This is a genomic window from Alkalibacterium psychrotolerans, from assembly GCF_054784355.1.
Map to the genome: position 1 here is coordinate 1 of NZ_BAAGPH010000027.1, position 15,992 is coordinate 15,992.

Genomic DNA, 15,992 nt, shown 5'->3' on the forward strand with positions numbered 1-15,992 from the left:
GACGACTATCCGAAGACATAAACCGAACGTATTTTCGAATACGTGACGGTTTAGTTCAGTGAACCCTTTTTTATGAAATTAGGTTGTCTATTTATAATCTATTCTCTTGACTTACCACCATAATGCTGTTTTAAGATGTTCTTCATTCTAGACCTGCTTATATAATTAAGCAATAGTGAGAAAACAATTAGAAAAAGACTAACTTTTAGAGGAGGTATTACTGACATAAACAAAAAATGTAACCGCTATTTGATTAGATAGTTTTGTAGCATCACTTGCCTGCCTTGTCATTTCAGGTGTTGCAAACAAAAAAGAGACCGATTGTAAGCTGCAGAAGAACTAACTCATTCTGAAAGCTTTAAACTCTCGATCTCTTTCATTCGATTTTATTTATACTGCTTGTAACTGTTCATCCGGTGACTGAAACTGCGAATTATACAGGTCGGCATAGAAACCGTTTTGTTTCATGAGGTTATCGTGATTGCCTGTTTCAATCACATCTCCATGATTCATGACAATGATCTTGTCCGCATCACGAATCGTGGATAGCCTATGGGCTACTACGAAACTGGTTCGGTTTTCCAGAAGGTTCTCCATCGCTTTTTGTATGAGTATTTCTGTTCGCGTGTCTACAGAAGAAGTGGCTTCATCCAGAATCAGGACATCCGGATCGGCAAGGAACGCACGCGCGATTGTAATCAGCTGACGCTGCCCTTGAGAAATATTGGTTCCTTCTTCATTTAAAATTGTATCATAGCCTTCCGGCAGGCGTCTGACAAATTCGTCCACGTGAGCTGCCTTCGCTGCAGCCAGAATGTCTTCATCCTTGACGTTTTGCTGATCATGGCTGCCGTAAGCAATATTTTCCCAAATCGTTCCATTGAACAGCCAAGTGTCCTGCAGCACCATTGAGAATCGGCTGCGCAGTTCATTTCGGTCAATATCTCTCACATCAGTCCCGTCATAACGGATGCTGCCGCCTTTAACGTCATAGAAACGTTCCAGTAGATTAATCAGGGTGGATTTTCCAGCACCCGTTGGTCCAACAACGGCTATCATATTACCGTCTTTTACAGACAAGTTGAAATCAGTCATAAGCAGCTCGTCTTCAGTTGCATCACCGTAACCGAACTGAACATGTTCAAATTCAATTTTATAGGGCGAATGCGGTTTAGGTTTCAAAGCAGATGCTGTTTCTTCCATTTCCTCTTCATCGAGAATCTCAAATACCCGCTCACATGACGCAATCGTCACTTGAATGGTATTGGCCAGGTTGGCAATCTGTCTGACCGGTTGAGAAAACTGATTGACGTATTGAATGAATGCCTGAACATTACCTAAGGAAACTGTCCCGTTGGCAACACCAATTCCCCCGACGATAGCGACTCCAAAGTAACCCAGGTCTCTTGAAAAACTGACTAGAGGCATCATGATTCCGGATAGAAACTGAGCTTTCCAGGATGCATCATTCAACTTGGCACTCTGCTTGACGAATTTTTCGATTTCATCTTCTTCCCGATTATAGGTTTTGACGATGGTGTGCCCGGAAAATGTTTCTTCTACCTGATCGTTCAGGACACCGAGTTCTTTCTGTTGAGCAGAAAACTGTTTCTGGGATTTAGGTGCGACCCAGGCTATCAGCAGAAAACTCAACGGAACAGTAACGATAGTCACCAGTGTGAGGCGAATATCGATAGCAATCATCACCGTCAAAACAGTCGCAAACTGGACTACACTGATGATGAACTGGGACAGCGACTGCTGAAGGGTGTTCGCAATCTGGTCCATGTCATTAATCGCGCGTGACATGATGTCTCCGTTTGAATGCGTATCATAATACTTTATCGGCAAGGTTGACATCTTTTCTTTCAAATCTTTACGCATATCATAAACCGTCTTTTGAGCTATTCGAGCAGTAATGTAAGACTGGAAATACTGAAAGATGGATTGTGTGATATACACTATGGCAACTATTAATAAGATATTTCGAATGTAATCAAAATCTATCGGGTAAGTTGAAACTGTTTCGCCGGCTTCAATCAAGGCGTTTCCTTCCTGAACCCCACGGAAGATTTCGGTGGTGGTCAGTCCCAGAATATAAGGAGCCACGGTTCCCATGACTGTAGCCGCTATAACCAGAACAAACGTCAGAACCAGACCCCAGAAACGAGTGGACATATATTTAACCAGTCTGAAGGTTGTGCCCCAGAAATCTTTGGCTTTTTTCGCTTTCAGGTGAGCAGTGCTTTTTCCTTGGTCTTTCATTAAATATCCTCTCCTTTCAGCTGTGATTCCATAATTTCCTGGTAAATCGTATTGGAGCGTTTAAGTTCTTCGTGTGTTCCTTTGCCTACCATTTTTCCTCTGTCCAGAACAATGATCTGGTCAGCATCCACAACGGTACTGATTCTCTGGGCAATAATTACTACTGCTTTATCTTTCGTCTCGGGCTTCAATGCTTCTCTTAACTGAGCATCCGTTTTAAAGTCCAGTGCAGAGAAAGAATCATCGAAGACTAAAATATCTGCATTTGTGACAAGAGCGCGTGCGATACTGAGTCGCTGTCTCTGGCCACCAGAGAAATTCCCCCCGCCCTGTTCGACTTTAGAATCCAGGCCATTAGGCAAGCCTGAAACAAACTCTTTTCCCTGAGCAATATCCAGTGCATGCCAGATTTCTTGATCTGTTGCATCCGGCTTTCCGTATTTCATATTTTCGCGAATCGTTCCTGAAAACAGCAGCGCTTTTTGTGGAGCGAAACCAATCAGTCGTCTCAAGGCTCCCTGAGCCACATCTCTAATATCAATGCCGTTGACCTCAATCGATCCGCTTTCGATATCATACAAACGGGGAATCAAATTAGCCAGAGTCGTTTTCCCTGATCCGGTCCCGCCAATAATAGCCAGACGTTCCCCTTTGTTCAGTTTGAAGTCAATGTCTTTGAGTGCAAGTTCTTCAGCCCCCGGATAGCGGTAGCTGATTTGATTAAAGTGCAGGGACACATTAGCATCCTGTTTCAACTCTCTAGGCTGATCCGGATCTTTAATAATATTCGGTGTCTCCAGCACTTCAATGACACGTGCTGCAGCAATCTGTCCCCGTGGCAGGAAGAACAGAACAAAGGACACCATCATGATTCCCAGTAGAATCTGCATAGCATAGGTCATAAAGGCCACAAGGTTTCCGACCTGCATCTCACCCACACTGATAAACTGAGCTCCAAACCAGGTAATCATGATATTTGTCAGGCTGACTGCAAACACCATGGACGGCATCATAAAGGCCAGAATCGTATGTGCCTTAATAGATGTGGAGGCAAAATCCCAGTTCGCATCATCAAACCGTTCTTTTTCGTAGGCATCCTTATTAAAAGCTCTAATGACTCGAATACCAGTCAAACCTTCTCGGAAAACACGATTCAATCTATCTGTTTTCAATTGAAGTGACTTGAATATAGGGCTGGTCAATCGGAGGATTAAAAACAGTAACCCCATTAGAATAGGCATGGAAATTAAAAAGACAAATGCCAAATTAGGTTCACGCGTATAGGCCATAATACCTGCCCCAACCATTAAAAATGGAGCCAGAGTCATAATACGGATGACCATCATCATGACAAACTGAATCTGCATAATATCATTCGTCGTACGCGTAATCAGAGTGGATGTTCCGAATCGATCCAGTTCTTCGTTTGTGAAGTAAGTAACAATAGTATAGATTTTCCGGCGGATTGTATCACCCAGACCCTGAGATTCTTTTGCTCCAAAATAAACATTAAGGAGCGCAGAGATAATTGTCAGAAAAGTGAAACCGAGCATTATAAGGCCAGTTCGTATAATATAGTTGATATCTCCTTCAGCTACTCCAAAGTCAATTATATTGGCGGTGATTGTAGGCATAGCGAGCATCCCGACTACCTGAAACGCCATGAATAAAAGACTGAGCAGTACCCTCGGTGTATTCATCAGTCTACCAAGTTTTAACATGTTGACTCATCTTCTTCCTCTTTACAATTTTTCACGCCATATGTTATCCATTTTAGGCGTTTTACAAACAATTTTTGTGTTTCAACAACAGTGAGTTCTTTCCAGAACCCTTCCATTATCGTATCATTCAGCATGCTTAGAATGTATCTTAGAATGTCGATTACTTCTTTGTCCGTTTCAACCTTCAATCGACTACGGTCAATGACATCTATGATCCGCTTTCCTTCCGGCAGCTTCTGCTGACTTGAGTGATTGACGTCAACGCGGGCTTCCTGGTTAATCTGATAATTCATGTGCATATACATATTTTCAAAAAATCCGAACTTTTCGGATTCCATTATATACTTAATGTATTTTTCTCCGAAGTTCTTATACCCTTTGTAGAAATCACCCGCTTCTTCCTTGAAGCTTTTAAACATAAGCTGGCGATAGTTGTATCTGAACTTACCAATCAGATAAAAATAAAGATCTTTCTTGTCTTCAAAATACTGGTAAAAGCTGCCTCGAGATATTTTAGAATTTTTCACAATGTTTGAAATCGAGGCATCATTCAGCGATTTAGCTGAAAATTCCTTCATCGCCCCGGTAATCAGCCGTTTCTGCTTTTCTTCAGATAAGTTAAAGAATGTTTGTGTCGGCAAAGTAGTTAGTCCTTTCAAAGTAGATTATAAAAGTGGGTTAAAAATGACAAGTTGTCATATTATGTTATTATATGTGACAACTTGTCATAAATCAAGTCAAAAAAAACAAGTTTGTCAAATGACAAACCTGTCTAATTTAATGATCTTTAACTTTTACCAGAGCTTCTTGTGGATTAATCGGTGCTTCTTCGACATCATACCAGCCAGAATACGCACGGTACCAGTCAAACGCCATCGATACGATAATCTTTATAATGGCATAGCCTGGAATGCCAAAAACGACTCCCATCACTCCAAACAATCTTCCACCAATCAGCAGAAGAAAAATAATGTTAACGGGATGAATTTTAAGGGTATTTCCGATAATTTGAGGTGAGATGATTCTGTTTTCCAATATCTGTTCGACAGCAAAAACCATCAGTACTTTTGCCAGCATAAATGGCGAATGGACCACAGCAATAATCAATGCCGGTATGCTGGCTACAAATGACCCTAGATAAGGAATCAGGTTCAAAAATCCAGCAAAGATGACTAAAGTCAAAGCAAAATCCAAGCCGACAATGGTAAAACCTATCCAGAATATGATTCCAACCGAAATAGCTACTATCAGCTGGCCGCGAACATAAAAACTGACTTGTCTGTTAATTGCTGTAAATAATTCATTCACTTTCGGTCGAGCCTGAATCGGAATGTATTTGGTAACAAATGGTGGTATCTTTTTCCCGTCTCTCAGCAGATAATATAATACAAATGGCATAGTGAACAGGGTAATGAAAATCTGGGTAACCGTTCCGATTAAACTGCCGATACTCCCCATTGTTGCATTTACAACCTGCGATGTCTGGTTAGTGAGTGTTTCCAGAATTGTCGTTTCGCCCAGCTGATCCATAAAATCTGTAAAAGCCTGCGTATTGAGCAGACTGTCCAGTTGCATCATCAGATTATTCCAGTAGGTCGGCCAGCTTTCAATCAGGGATTCCAGCTGGTCACGAATAATCGGAACAATAAAGTTCATCCCCCCAATAATCAGAAGGATTAGAATGCTGAACATAAACGCAATGGCGGTATTTCTCGAAAAGCGTTTGCGTTCAAGCCAGTCAACAATCGGGTTAAGCAAATAATAAAATATGACAGAGAATATCATGGGTGGACCGACTATCCCCAAAATAATGCCTATCGGGCGAAATATGTAAGAAATACGCGTAAACATATAAATGTTTACAAACAGTAAAAAAGTAATGACTAGTGCAGAAACGATTTTATTGTTGATGATTCTTTTCCAGAACCATGTGTTGTTCCATTGCGTAGCCTGTTTATCAGCGGATTTTTCGGACATCTTCCTTGCCTCCTTTCCCTAGTTTGCACTCTTTTATTTTATCATAACTGAATCCGTATAGATAAAATTAAGGCCTTCAGTGAGACAGTTGAATTGTTTCCTTTCTATGGGTAATCATTCTTTGGTATACTAAAAGCGATGAGACTAAATTACAGGAGGTAAAGGAATGAATCAGAACATACTATTAGGAACCTATACGAAACGAGAAAGCAAAGGCGTGTACAGTATTCAGCTGAACACCGAGTCCAAGCAGCTCGAATCACTAAAACACGAAGCAGCTGTTGGCAACCCGACCTATATAGACGGCAGCGAGGACATGTCGTTACTGTTCTCAGTATCTAAAACTGATGATGGCAAAGGTGGTTTAGCCTCTTTTGCACTGAATGCTGAAGGCCATTATGTTAAACAGGATGAGCTGCTGGAAGAAGGCGCTCCGCCTTGTTATGTGGCATATGATGGAGATAGACGCTTAATCTACACTGCCAATTACCACAAGGGAGAAGTCGCTGTCTATCAGACAAATTCAGAAGGTATGCTCAAACTCCTTGACAAGGCTGTTCACTCCGGCAAGTCCGTTCATGAAAATCAGGATGCGCCTCATGCTCATTATTTTGACTTGACGCCAGATCGACGCTTTCTAGTTGCTTGTGATCTGGGTACTGACAAAGTTTATACGTATCAGCTTGATGAAGAGAACAAGCTGCAGGAGAAAGCTGTCGTTGAAGTAGCTCCCGGGACTGGCCCCAGACACCTGGTCTTCCATCCTGATGGTCAACACGCTTACGTCTTCGGTGAACTAAGCAGCGAGATGCTGGTGTTTGAATATGACTCTAATAAAGGAGAATTCAGCCATCTGCAGACCCTTCCCACTATTCCTGACAGCCATAGTGGCTTCAATGGCGGGGCTGCTTTGCGTATCACTTCAGACGGGGCACACCTTTATGCATCTAATAGAGGACACGATTCTATCGTACACTTTTCTGTTCAGTCCGATGGAAAGCTCGAAAGACTCGAGTTTACCGCTACTGAAGGCGAGATTCCAAGAGACTTCAATTTGACTCCGGATGAAAAATTTCTAGTAGTAGGGCATCAGGATAGCGATAATCTCACTCTGTTTGAGCGGAACAGTGAAGACGGTACACTTACACTGCTTCAGAAAGATGTTTATGCGCCTGAAGTTGTCTGTGTGCAGTTTGCACAATAAATTCCCTCTCACAGCATTAACCGTCTAACAAATAAGAAAACTGCTGATTTTTTCAGACAAAAGGAGATAAACATGCATCACTTTAAAGCAGAAGATTTATCCGTAAAACAGCAATACAAGTTACTGACAGGAAGTGTTATACCCCGACCAATCGCGTGGATAACCTCTCTGAACAAAGATGCTGATATTGTCAATGCAGCACCTTTCAGTTTTTTCAGTGTAGCGTCTAACCAGATTCCCTTGCTGACCGTCTCTATACTTCGTACAGACGGAAAAGCTAAAGATACTGCTGAAAACATTCTGGCTCAAAAGGAAGCTGTTGTGCACATCGTCAGCGAATCACTGACCATTAACATGAATGAAACATCGGCTCCACTGCCTTCAACAGAAAGTGAGCTGGACCGGACGGATTTATCACTGGTAGACAGCTCATCCATAAAGGTGCCAGGCTTAAAAGAGGCTCTCATTCGTTTTGAGACCACTCTTTATCAGCATATCCCGATAAAAGATGAGGAAGGGACTATTATGACCGATCACTTCCTTTTGAAAGTGACCGATGTCCACTTGGATCCTAGTGTGTTCGATGCTGAGAAAGAATATATTTTACCTGAAGCATTGCGGCCTGTCGCTCGTCTGTCAGGAACTGCTTATTCAGAGCTTGGTAAAATCTTTTCCATCACCCGACCTCAAAATTAGGCAACAGCATATATGAAAAAAGCTCATTACCCCAGCGGGCGATGAGCTTTTTATCTATCTGAAATTATTTTGATGAAACAGAACCAATTTCTGCTCCCATTTTCGTTTCACCAGTGGTTGATAAATCGTAGTTATCCACTTGATCCATGTTCGTGAAGACTACAATTACTGTATTTTCTTTTCCGGCTGCTTTCAAGCCTTCCAAGTCTACAGTTGAAATTTTTGTTTCGGGTGTTAGGGTATCGCCTTCTTTAACTAGCGTATCAAATGGACCGCCTTCCAGTTCAACCGTATCAATACCGATATGAACCAGTACCTCTACGCCGTTGTCCAGTTCTAGACCGACAGCGTGCTGAGTTGGAAACACACTCACTACTTTTCCTGATCCAGGAGAATAAATATCTCCATCACTAGGTACGACTCCGAAGCCATCGCCCATCATTTTCTGTGAAAATACCGGGTCATCCACTTCGTCAATTGGCACAACTTTTCCGTTGACCGGATTTATCAATACCGCGTTTTTGTTCTTAGGCTCATTTCCTTTGCCTTTTAAAAAATCAAATACTCCCATATTTCATCCCTACTCTCTTCTATATTTTATATTCTCAGTTTACCTGATTATTCATTTCAATTCTACTTTAATACTATCATAGAGTACTCCAAACAAAAACTAATATGATTATTTATTGAAAATTTCACATTTTTTTTACATTCAACTCTTTATTTTTGATATGATTATAAAGTTGAAATAAATATAAAGGAGTTTTTAAAGTGCTTTTTGAAATTGTAAAAACAATAATACTCGGAATCGTTCAAGGTATTACAGAGTGGCTTCCGGTCAGCAGTACGGGGCATATGATACTGGTGGATGAGTTTCTTGTCTTAAATACTACGGATGAATTTAAAGAAATGTTTCTTGTGGTCATCCAACTTGCATCAATTATGGCAGTCGTTCTCCTTTATTTTAAACGCTTGAATCCCTTTGATAGAGATAAAAGCGATGAACAGCAGAAAGAAACCTGGCATATCTGGTATAAAGTACTTATTGGTATTATTCCTGCCGGTGTATTTGGTATTTTATTCGAAGATGTTATTAATGACTTGTTCTTTAACTGGATTACGGTAGCTATTGCCTTAATTGTCTACGGGGTTGCTTTCATCGTCATTGAAAAAAGAAATGAAGGAAAGGTCCCACAAATTGCTACATGGGAACAACTTACTTACAAAGTGGCATTAATGATTGGATTTTTCCAGGTACTTGCCTTAATCCCCGGGACATCCCGATCAGGAGCCACAATCGTCGGCGCCATCCTGATTGGAGCTGCCCGACCGATTGCAGCAGAATATTCATTCTTCCTTTCAATCCCGGTCATGATGGGAGCCAGTCTGATTAAACTTCTCGGCTTCGGCTTCACCTTCACATTCGAAGAAATGCTTATCCTAGCTGTCGGTTGTATTGTTTCCTTCCTGGTCTCCATTTTTGCGATAAAATTCCTGATGAATTACATTCGCCGAAACGACTTCAGTTCATTCGGCTGGTACAGGATAGTGGTAGGACTAATCGTTATGGGTTACTTCGGTCTGCTTGCCTAATCAACTTATTATTAAAGAACTGAAATAGCAATACCCCTTTACTCCACTGACATAGTAGAGTAAAGGGGTATTTTTATTTACCTGTTACGAAAGCGGTTCGTCCAGCGGCTGGACACCTTCATCTTCCAGACAGCACTGTTTCACTTTCCAAATATCATCTGCATAGCGTTTAATCGTATAGTCTGCTGAGAATGGAGCTGAAGCTGCGATATTGAGCAGGGACTTTCTTGTCCACTCCACCTCATCTTTATAGAGCGTATCAACGTCTTCCTGTGCTTTTACATAGGAAGCAAAGTCTTTCAGCACAAAGTATTCATCGTTGTAGTGAATCAGCGACTCGAAAATGGCATCCCCTTCTCCTTGAAGATTTGGGATAGTCCCATCTTTTAAAGCATCCATCACGCGACGAACAGCTGTATTGGACTCATACACCTCTTGCGCGCTGTAGCTCTGATTCGCTTTTAGTTCGTAGACTTCCTTACTGGATAAACCGAAAACAAACAGATTGTCATCACCAACAAAGTCTTTAATCTCGATATTCGCTCCGTCGAGCGTTGCCAGAGTTAACGCGCCATTTGCCATCAGTTTCATGTTGCTGGTGCCTGAAGCTTCCATGCTTGCCAGAGATATCTGTTCACTGATATCCGCAGCTGGAATGATTTTTTCTGCCAGAGACACACCGTAATTTTCAAAGAATACAACTTTCAGTTTATCACCGACATCCGGGTCATTATTGACTAAGTCTGCCAGAGAATTGATGACTTTAATAATCTGCTTAGCATAGACATAACTTGGTGCAGCTTTTGCTCCAAATATAAACACGCGCGGTGCATAGTCGACGGACGGGTTCTGCTTAATTTCTAGATAACGATGCAAAATGTGCAGCATATTCAAGTGCTGACGTTTATAGGCATGAAGCCTTTTAATCTGCACATCGATTAGCGCTTCCGGATTGATGGTTATTCCCTTGACTTCCTGAATATACTCCGCCAGTTTTTTCTTGTTTTCCAACTTGATGGCTGCCAGCTTCTTCAGAGTCTTCTTGTCTTTTTCAAACCCCTTAAATACTTTCAGTTCTGACGGATTTCGTTTCCAATCTTCCCCAATTTTATCATCAATTAGCTGGGTCAATCCTGGATTCGCCAGATGCATCCATCTTCTCTGCGTAATACCGTTCGTTTTATTGTTGAATCGTTCAGGATAAAGTTCAAAGAAATCTTTTAAAACATCATCCATCAGAATTTCTGTATGGAGTTTGGCTACACCATTCACACTGTGACTGCCGATAACAGCCAAGTGAGCCATGTTGACCACACCATTCTGAAGAATAGCTGTCTGCCATGTAATACGCTCACCATACAGCGGCTGAGTATTTTCAACAAATCGTCTGTTAATCTCTTCAATAATCATGTAAATTCGAGGCAACAGCTCTTTCATCATATCAATCGGCCATTTTTCAAGTGCTTCTCTTAAAATTGTGTGGTTGGTGTAGCTACATGTCTTAATGGTGATTTCCCATGCCTGTTCCCAGGATAAATGTTCTTCATCAAGAAGAATACGCATCATTTCCGGAATAACTAATGCCGGATGGGTATCGTTTATATGAATTGCTACTTTGTCCGGTATATTTTTGCGCGGAACATTATATTTTCTAAAATGTCTTAGAATCGACTGCACGCCAGCTGACACCATGAAGTACTCCTGTTTCAATCGCAGCAGGCGCCCTTCATAATTGGAATCATCCGGGTAAAGAACTTCCGTAATTTCCTTGATCGGTTCTGTCGCTTCTATGGATAGATAGTTTTCTTCTTCCTCCACGGGAATTTCCGCAGACCATAAACGGAGATTGTTCACTTTGTTGTTTCTATAGCCCACCATAGGTGTATCATAAGGGACCGCTAAAACATTCAACGTATTTTCATATTTCGCTTCAAAATGGCCCTGCTGATTTTCTTCAATCCACACATTGCCTCCAAAACGAACCATACACGTTGACTTGTCGTTTCGCGTTTCCCATACGTTGCGATATCTCAGCCAGTTTTCTGGCAATTCAACCTGATAGCCGTCAACAAATTTCTGCTTAAACAGGCCATACTGATAGCGTATCCCGTTTCCGTTTCCGGGTATGCTGAGTGAGGCCAGTGAGTCCATAAAGCAAGATGCTAAACGCCCCAGTCCCCCGTTGCCTAAAGCAGGATCAGCCTCGGCTTCGACTAGTTTCTCAAAAGACACGTTTAACTCTTCCAGTCCTTCTGTGATAATAGCCAGAATTCCCAGATTATAAGCATTGCTTGTCAGCTGACGTCCTGGTAAAAATTCCATAGAGAAATAATAAACCTGCTTAACGCTATTTTTAATGTAATTCGTGCGCGTGTTTTTCCAATCCTCAGAAATGTAGTTTTTCATAAGTAAACCTAGTGCATTATACAGTTGTTCAGTAGATCCTTCTTCATAAGGATAGGCGTACATGCTCTGAAATTGTGCTTTAAAATCTTTAATGAATTCTTTTTTCGAAAAGTCCATAAACATTCCTCCCCTTGATAAAACAAAGTATACCGTAAAGCATCCTGATAAAACAGCTAACTTTGTAAAGATTCAGTACAGAAATCTGTCTTGTTATATTTTTAAAGTAAGATACTAATCTTTTGCTACTCTTATTTATTCAGTATGTTGTAATACCCACTAAAAAAACACAAAAATCTCGAATGATTATAAAATGAATCATTCGAGATTTAGTAATCAATAGACTATATAGCGGTACTGATCCATGTACTCTTGAGCTGATTTTTCCCAGCTGTTGTTCTGTGTCATTCCTCTAACCTGCATTTTTTTAAAGCTGTCAGGTTCATCATAATAAGTCGTCAATGCCTCATCGATTATTGAAAGGAATGTCAGGACGTTGAAATCATAAAAACTGAAGCCCGTACCTTCCTCTGTCCATTTGTTGTAAGGCTCTATCGTATCAACCAGTCCGCCGACTTCATGAACCAGCGGAACTGTCCCATATCTAAGTGAGTTGAGCTGCGACAGACCACAAGGTTCAAATTGTGAAGGCATCAGGAAGATGTCGACCCCTGCGTAAATCCACTGGGCCAGTTCTCCGTCGAAATCAATTATAGCCTGACATTTCTCCGGATAGGCCTCCGTAAAGTGACGGAAGGCATCTTCAAAGTAAGGCTTCCCTGTTCCTAAAAGAACCAGCTGTACCTGACGATACTTCATCAGCTCTTCCATAGCGTCCACAATTAACTGAACACCCTTCTGCTCATCGAGGCGTGTTACCACTCCAAGCAAGGCAACTTCTTCATCAACTGGTAGGCCTACTCGCTCTTGAAGAGCTTTCTTGTTTTCGAGTTTTCCTGCTAAATCATCGGCTGTAAAGTTATATGCTATTGTCTCGTCAGTTTCTGGATCATATGTGTCATAGTCAATCCCGTTTAAAATACCGACCAGTTTGTGCTGAACGTTTTGCAAATCTCCGTCCAGTCCATATCCAAACTCTGGCGTCTGAATCTCATGCGCATAAGTAGGGCTCACTGTCGTGACTAAGTCTGCATAATAAATACCACCTTTTAACCAGCAGACGTTGTCCCCATATTTCAAGCCTCTGTCATGGAAAGCAGCATAGCCAATGTTAAAGAAATCAGACAGAATATACTGATCATAAACGCCCTGAAACAGAATGTTATGAATGGTCAATACTGTTTTGATGTCTTTTAGCGGGTTTATCCAGGAATATTTGTCCTTTAAAAGTACCGGTATCATCGCTGTCTGCCAGTCATTAACATGAAGAACATCCGGAATAAAATCAATGGTTTCCATCATCTCGATAACAGCCTGCTGGAAAAAAGCGAATCGTTCACCATCATCGCCATAATCATAGAGATTTTCTCTGTCAAAATAAAAGAGATTATCAATAAAGTAATAAATGACACCATCTCTTTTTAATTGTTTAATGCCACAATACTGGTTACGCCAGCCGACTTCAACGGTGAAGGACGTCACGTCTTCCAGTTCATTTTGTAAATCCGGACTTAACTTCTGTACAAAGTGCGGCAATACTACTCGGACATCGTTCCCGCTTTTAGCCAGTTCTTTAGGCAGGGCCCCCATCACATCTCCAAGACCACCGGTTTTAAAGAATGGTGCGCATTCTGATGCCGCAAAAAGCAACTTCATATTATCTCTCACCCTTCTTCAATCTCTCCGTTGGAATACACCACGCTGTTTTTAGCAACAACAAGCGGTTCTTCACGTGTTCCTTCCAAATGAGCTCCTTTTTTAACATAGACATGCTTGTCCAGAATGACATTTTTCAGAACAGCACCCTCTTCAATACAGGAATCCTGCATGATAATCGAATTTTCAATATGAACGTCTTTTGCAATACTCACCTTACGGAAAATAATGGAATGCTTAACTGTTCCATACACTTCACAATCATTCGCAAATTGTGCATTTTCTATAACGGCTGTACTTCCATAGTAAGTAGGCGCAGAATTCTTTGCACGTGTTCTAACCGGATCGGCTCTATAAAACAGTGCATTAAAGTTATCTTCGTCCAGCATGTCCATATTCGCATCGTAATAACTTTTAATGTCTTCAATAGCTTTAAGGTAGCCGGTATACTCGTACCCGTAAACTGTGCAGTTTGCTTCCAGTGTAAAGCTTATGAAGTTTTCCACATTTACTTTTAAATCTTCATTTTTTGCCTTGAATAGAAAATCAAGGAATACTTTCTTGTCCAGAAGCATCGTTTCCATATTCAGATACACATATTCTTCACCGTTCAAGTCGGCGATGTGGGTGACGCCTTCCACTTTGCTGGAATCTTCATTATCTATTTTCAGAGCAGACAATTTTGTATCGCTGATTAGCTCGTCTCGTCTGATTTTCTTGTAGACTATTGTTACTTGACTATTTTTCTCATTATGAAAATGAAGAAGTGAGTTTAAATTTATATTTGATAAGAGACTGGAGCCCATTATAGCCACATATTCAGCTCTGGAACGCGTCACATACTTATGGTAATCATCATAATAGAACTTCCCATGTTGAGAGTTGCCAGCAATTGATTTCTTTTCAAGCTGAGAGTGCGTAAATACGCCACCACCAGCCAATGAATCAAGTCCCCAAGTGCTGCCTGAACGAATGTGGTCATAGAGTGAGTGACCTGATCCTGCAATGAATAATGCCGCTGTTTCTGATTTGGCGTTATACAAACTTGAAAAAGGAAAATCAATCAGACGATAACGACAGGCGAAGGGTAACGAAGCAGCCGGTCTTCTATTAGTTAATGGTTTTAATTTTTCAGAATCTTCTACTAAATTTAAAATCGGTACTATTTTACTTCTCATCAGAATAACCTCCTACTTCTTCTCCGTACCCTACTACAGCGATGTCATCTTCTTTACCAATAAGTTCTGCCCCGTCATATATTCGAGCACCCTCGCCAACAATAGCTTTGTCGATGGTCACATTTTCGCCTATGACAGCATTCGGCATCACGAAGGAATCTTTAATGACTGAATTTTTTCCTACCTTAACGTTATGCGATAAGATTGAGTGTGTTACTTCTCCAGCAACATAACACCCATCGGTTATCATTGAGTCGGTCACTCGAGCTGAAGATGTCAGAAACTGTGGTGTTGTATTAGGGTTCCGGCTAAAGACTCGCCACTCCCGGTCACGGATATTCAGTTCATGATTCGGGTCAAGAAACTCCATATTTGCACTCCATAAACTTTCGATGGTACCGACATCTTTCCAGTATCCCTCAAATTGGTATGCATAGACCGCTTCACTGTTGCGTAGGTATGCCGGGATAACGTGATGTCCGAAATCTTCCATTTGTCGGTTTTTAGACTGATTATCAACTAAATACTGCTTCAGTCGTGACCAGTTAAAGATATAAATACCCATGGAAGCTAGATTAGACTTAGCATGTTCAGGTTTTTCTTGGAACTCAATGATACGATCAGTCTGATCTGTATTCATTACACCAAAGCGGGACGTATCCTCCCAAGGTACCGGCATAACACCCACCGTCAAAATAGCATCTTTCTTCTTATGATAATCCAGCATCTTTTCATAATCCATTTTATAAATGTGGTCGCCGGAAAGTATCACTACATATTCCGGATCTTTCTGATCAATAAAGTCAATATTCTGATAAATAGCATGAGCTGTCCCTTTAAAGAATTTCTCTCCGTCTACACTTGAGTAAGGCTGAAGTATAGTTGCTCCACCATTGTGTCTGTTTAATCCCCAGCTGGAACCATTTCCGACATGACTGTTAAGAACAAGCGGTTGATACTGTGTGACTACCCCAACATTTTTGATACCTGAATTGGCACAGTTTGAAATTGCAAAATCTATAATCCTGTAGTTCCCACCAAAAGGAACAGCTGGCTTGGCAATCTGTTTGGTTAACTTACCTAAACGCGACCCCTGTCCCCCAGCTAAAATCATTGCAACTGTTTCTGTTTTCATCTAATTCGGAAGTATCCAAAGACCTTCCTTCCCTCCTTAAAAAC

12 protein-coding genes are annotated in these 15,992 nt (G+C 41.2%); 3 read left to right on the plus strand and 9 right to left on the minus strand.

What is annotated here, in order from left to right:
* Positions 1-390: 390 nt before the first annotated feature.
* The 4 genes from ACYVLS_RS04250 to ACYVLS_RS04265 form a co-directional block, all read right to left on the minus strand.
* Positions 391-2,265: an ABC transporter ATP-binding protein gene (locus ACYVLS_RS04250; RefSeq protein ID WP_460321596.1), complete on the minus strand. Its 1,875-nt coding sequence runs from the start codon at positions 2,263-2,265 to the stop codon at positions 391-393.
* Complete coding sequence (locus ACYVLS_RS04255; RefSeq protein ID WP_460321598.1) at positions 2,265-3,986, minus strand: ABC transporter ATP-binding protein; 1,722 nt, start codon at positions 3,984-3,986, stop codon at positions 2,265-2,267. Before ACYVLS_RS04255 ends, ACYVLS_RS04250 begins: the two co-directional genes overlap by 1 nt.
* Entirely contained in the window at positions 3,980-4,627 is a 648-nt protein-coding gene (locus tag ACYVLS_RS04260) for a TetR family transcriptional regulator (RefSeq protein ID WP_460321601.1), read from the minus strand. Before ACYVLS_RS04260 ends, ACYVLS_RS04255 begins: the two co-directional genes overlap by 7 nt.
* Positions 4,628-4,763: 136 nt before the next feature.
* The gene (locus ACYVLS_RS04265) at positions 4,764-5,963 is read right to left on the minus strand and encodes an AI-2E family transporter (RefSeq protein WP_460321603.1); all 1,200 of its coding nucleotides are present in this window, start codon (positions 5,961-5,963) and stop codon (positions 4,764-4,766) included.
* Positions 5,964-6,129: 166 nt separating this feature from the next.
* Here ACYVLS_RS04265 and ACYVLS_RS04270 point away from each other — a divergent pair, with 166 nt between their 5' ends.
* Positions 6,130-7,167: a lactonase family protein gene (locus ACYVLS_RS04270; protein ID WP_460321605.1), complete on the plus strand. Its 1,038-nt coding sequence runs from the start codon at positions 6,130-6,132 to the stop codon at positions 7,165-7,167.
* A 72-nt stretch (positions 7,168-7,239) separates the two neighbouring features.
* Entirely contained in the window at positions 7,240-7,863 is a 624-nt protein-coding gene (locus ACYVLS_RS04275; RefSeq protein WP_460321607.1) for a flavin reductase family protein, read from the plus strand.
* 64 nt (positions 7,864-7,927) lie between these two features.
* Here ACYVLS_RS04275 and ACYVLS_RS04280 read toward each other — a convergent pair whose 3' ends face one another.
* A complete protein-coding gene (locus tag ACYVLS_RS04280; protein ID WP_460321609.1) occupies positions 7,928-8,434 on the minus strand; it encodes a PTS sugar transporter subunit IIA in 507 nt (168 codons plus the stop codon).
* Between the two features lie 200 nt (positions 8,435-8,634).
* Between ACYVLS_RS04280 and ACYVLS_RS04285 the strand changes: the two genes are divergently transcribed.
* Positions 8,635-9,456: an undecaprenyl-diphosphate phosphatase gene (locus tag ACYVLS_RS04285; protein WP_460321611.1), complete on the plus strand. Its 822-nt coding sequence runs from the start codon at positions 8,635-8,637 to the stop codon at positions 9,454-9,456.
* An 84-nt stretch (positions 9,457-9,540) separates the two neighbouring features.
* Here the strand turns inward: ACYVLS_RS04285 and ACYVLS_RS04290 are convergent, their stop codons facing one another.
* From ACYVLS_RS04290 to ACYVLS_RS04305, 4 genes are all read right to left on the minus strand, one after another.
* On the minus strand, positions 9,541-11,979 hold the full coding sequence (locus ACYVLS_RS04290) for a glycogen/starch/alpha-glucan phosphorylase (RefSeq protein ID WP_460321613.1): 2,439 nt from the start codon (positions 11,977-11,979) through the stop codon (positions 9,541-9,543).
* A 216-nt stretch (positions 11,980-12,195) separates the two neighbouring features.
* Positions 12,196-13,635: a glycogen synthase GlgA gene (glgA, locus tag ACYVLS_RS04295; RefSeq protein ID WP_460321615.1), complete on the minus strand. Its 1,440-nt coding sequence runs from the start codon at positions 13,633-13,635 to the stop codon at positions 12,196-12,198.
* Between the two features lie 8 nt (positions 13,636-13,643).
* Positions 13,644-14,813, minus strand: coding sequence for a glucose-1-phosphate adenylyltransferase subunit GlgD (gene glgD / locus ACYVLS_RS04300; protein ID WP_460321617.1), 1,170 nt, complete (start codon positions 14,811-14,813; stop codon positions 13,644-13,646).
* Positions 14,803-15,948 (minus strand): glucose-1-phosphate adenylyltransferase, encoded by a 1,146-nt coding sequence (locus ACYVLS_RS04305; RefSeq protein ID WP_460321619.1) that lies wholly within the window; start codon positions 15,946-15,948, stop codon positions 14,803-14,805. Before ACYVLS_RS04305 ends, glgD begins: the two co-directional genes overlap by 11 nt.
* Positions 15,949-15,992: the final 44 nt, after the last annotated feature.